This window comes from Pseudoxanthobacter sp., from assembly GCF_036822375.1.
GTDB lineage: Bacteria > Pseudomonadota > Alphaproteobacteria > Rhizobiales > Segnochrobactraceae > Pseudoxanthobacter.
Genome location: NZ_DAISHT010000335.1, coordinates 1 through 2,575, shown reverse-complemented (window position 1 = coordinate 2,575; position 2,575 = coordinate 1). Strand labels below are relative to the sequence as shown.

The 2,575-nt window shown below is 73.7% G+C and carries 3 protein-coding genes; all 3 read right to left on the bottom strand.

Going from position 1 to position 2,575, the window contains the following annotated elements; genetic code table 11:
* The coding region (locus tag V7067_RS17315; protein WP_334177130.1) for a DEAD/DEAH box helicase at positions 1 to 883 on the bottom strand (883 nt) is incomplete at its 3' end.
* Positions 884 to 888: 5 nt separating this feature from the next.
* Positions 889 to 1,797: a PhzF family phenazine biosynthesis protein gene (locus tag V7067_RS17310; RefSeq protein ID WP_334177129.1), complete on the bottom strand. Its 909-nt coding sequence runs from the start codon at positions 1,795 to 1,797 to the stop codon at positions 889 to 891.
* 33 nt (positions 1,798 to 1,830) lie between these two features.
* A partial coding sequence (locus V7067_RS17305) for a hypothetical protein (RefSeq protein ID WP_334177128.1) occupies positions 1,831 to 2,575 on the bottom strand: 745 nt, incomplete at its 5' end.

Sequence of the window (2,575 nt, the reverse complement as noted above, 5' to 3'; positions counted from 1 at the left end):
TGTCGATGACGATGCGCACGCCCTCGATGGTCAGCGAGGTCTCGGCAATGGCGGTGGCCAGCACCACCTTGCGCCGCCCGGCGGGCGCGGGGCGGATGGCGGCTTCCTGCGCGCGCCCGTCGAGCGCGCCATAGAGCGGGGCCAGATCGGTGTCGGCCGGCAGGCGGCCCTGCAGGCGTTCGGCCGTGCGCAGGATTTCCGCCTGCCCGGGCAGAAAGGCCAGCACCGAGCCCGCCTCGCCGGCCAGCGCATCGCTCACCGCCGCGGCCATCGCCTCCTCGATGCGCCCGCCGGGCGGGCGGGGGCGATGGCGTGTCTCCACGGGAAACATGCGGCCGGCGCTTTCCACCACCGGGGCATCGCCGATGAGGGTGGAAAAGCGGGCCGCGTCGATGGTCGCCGACATCACCACGAGGCGCAGATCCGGCCGCAGCGCCTCGCGCGCCTCAAGGGCAAGGGCAAGGCCGAGGTCGCCGTCGAGACTGCGCTCGTGCGCCTCGTCGAACAGCACCCCGGCCACCCCCTCAAGGGCCGGATCGTCCACGATCAGGCGCGTGAACACGCCCTCGGTGACGATCTCGATGCGCGTGGCGGCCGAAACGCGCGCCTCCCCGCGCACGCGGAAGCCCACGGTGCGGCCAACCGGCTCGCCAAGGCTCTCCGCCATGCGGGCGGCGGCGGCGCGGGCGGCAAGGCGGCGCGGCTCCAGCACGATCAGCCGGCCGTCGCCGCGCCAGGGGGCGGCCATCAGGGCCAGCGGCACGCGCGTGGTCTTGCCGGCGCCGGGCGGGGCGACCAGCACGGCCGCTCCGGCCCCGCCGAGGGCCTGCATCAGCGCCGGCAGCGCGTCTTCCACCGGCAGTCTGTTATCCGTCTCCGCCATGGTCTTCAGACGAACAGCTCGCCTTCCTGCACCACGACGGCATCGCCGCCGATGCGCACGCGGGCAAGGCGCCCGCCCGCCACCTCGATTTCAAGGCGGATGCGCGAGGGCCGCAGCATCTCCAGCCCCTGCTCCACCATAACCTGCGTCACCCCTTCCACCGGCCGGTCGAAGCGATGCACGACGGCCGCGAAGGCCGACACGGCGGACCCCGTCGCCGGGTCTTCGACGATGCCCAGTTCCGGGGCGAACATGCGCGCATGGAACTGCACACCGGCCCCGACGCTCTCGCGGCAATAGACAAACACCGAGCCCGCCGCCTCTGCAAAGGCGGCCGGCCAGTGCTGCGCCACCGGTGCCGCGCGGCCGGCCGCGGCAAGGCCGGCCACCGGCACGAACACATAGGGCACGCCGGCCGTGAAGGCGCACGGCACATGGTTTTCAAAGCCGATCTCATGGAGGCCCAGCCCGAGGGCGGCGGCGATCTGCGCGCGGTCGGCGGCAAAGGGCACCGCCTCCACGCCGCGCGGCAGATCGAAGGCGGCATAGCCGGTGCGCGGGCCGCCGAGGCGCACGCCGCAGCGCACGGCGCCGACCGTTTCTTCCAGCACCACCACCGCCTCCTGCCCGGCACCCCCGGCGCCGAAGCGGTCCAGCGCCACCAGCACCGCGGCCCCCACCGTCGGATGGCCGGCGAACGGCAACTCCCGCGCCGGCGTGAAGATGCGCGCGCGGGCGCTGTGGGCCGGGCCTTCCGGCGGACACAGGAACACGGTTTCCGACAGGCAGAAGGCGCGGGCGATGGCCTGCATCGCCGCAGTGTCGAGCCCGTCGCAGTCCCGCACGACCGCCAGCCCGTTGCCGGACAGCGGACGGCTGGTGAACACATCGAGGACGGCAAAACGGCGGGACATCGGCATTCTCCGGCAGGGAACGGGGCGGCCCGCTCAGGCGGGCAGCAGCAGCGGCAGCACAACCCGGTTATAGGGGGGAACGGCAAGGCCGTCTGCATCGCCGACATGGCGCAGCACCACGATGGCGTCGATCTCCGGGTCGGGGTCGGCGGCGATGTGGGCTTCCGCCGCCGCCACCAGCGCGGCCGCCGCCTCTGCGAAAGGCAGCTCCGCGACCAGCGCCAGCAGCGGTCCGTCGCGGGACACCACGAACGACGGCGCCCCCGGCGGCGGCACGAGACCGGTTTCCTCCGCACACTCGCGGGCAACGGAGCCGGCGATATCCACCTGCCCGGCGGCGGTGATGTCGCTGTCGTCGGGCGTGCCGCCGACGCATTTCACGGCGCCGGGCTGCGCCGTCCAGTGGCCCATGCGGCCGAGCAGCAGCGCCCCGTCGGACGACAGCACCGCCGCCGCCCCGAACAGGTTGAACAGACCGCTGTCGACATCGTGCCAGTCGAGCATGGCGAGAAGCGTGGCAAAGCCGGTGCGCCGGGCCTGCGCACGCAGACAGTCGCCGGCGATTTCCACCGCCTCGAACACCAGCACCGGCCCGTTGAACAGCGCCGGGTTCGCCGCAAGCCGCCGCTGCCAGTGGGCCTCGATGGCGGCGCGGTGCGTCACGGCGAAGTCGGGTTCGCCGGCAACGAGCGCGATTTCGGTGCGGCGCACGCGCCCCAGCAGCTGCGGCCCGGGACCGGCCGCCGCCGCATGGCTTTCAAGGCGCCGGCCCGGCGCA

Bases quoted from the DNA above. Each gene is read 5' to 3' on its own strand.
- V7067_RS17310 (WP_334177129.1), bottom strand. From the start codon at position 1,797: ATGTCCCGCCGTTTTGCCGTCCTCGATGTGTTCACCAGCCGTCCGCTG.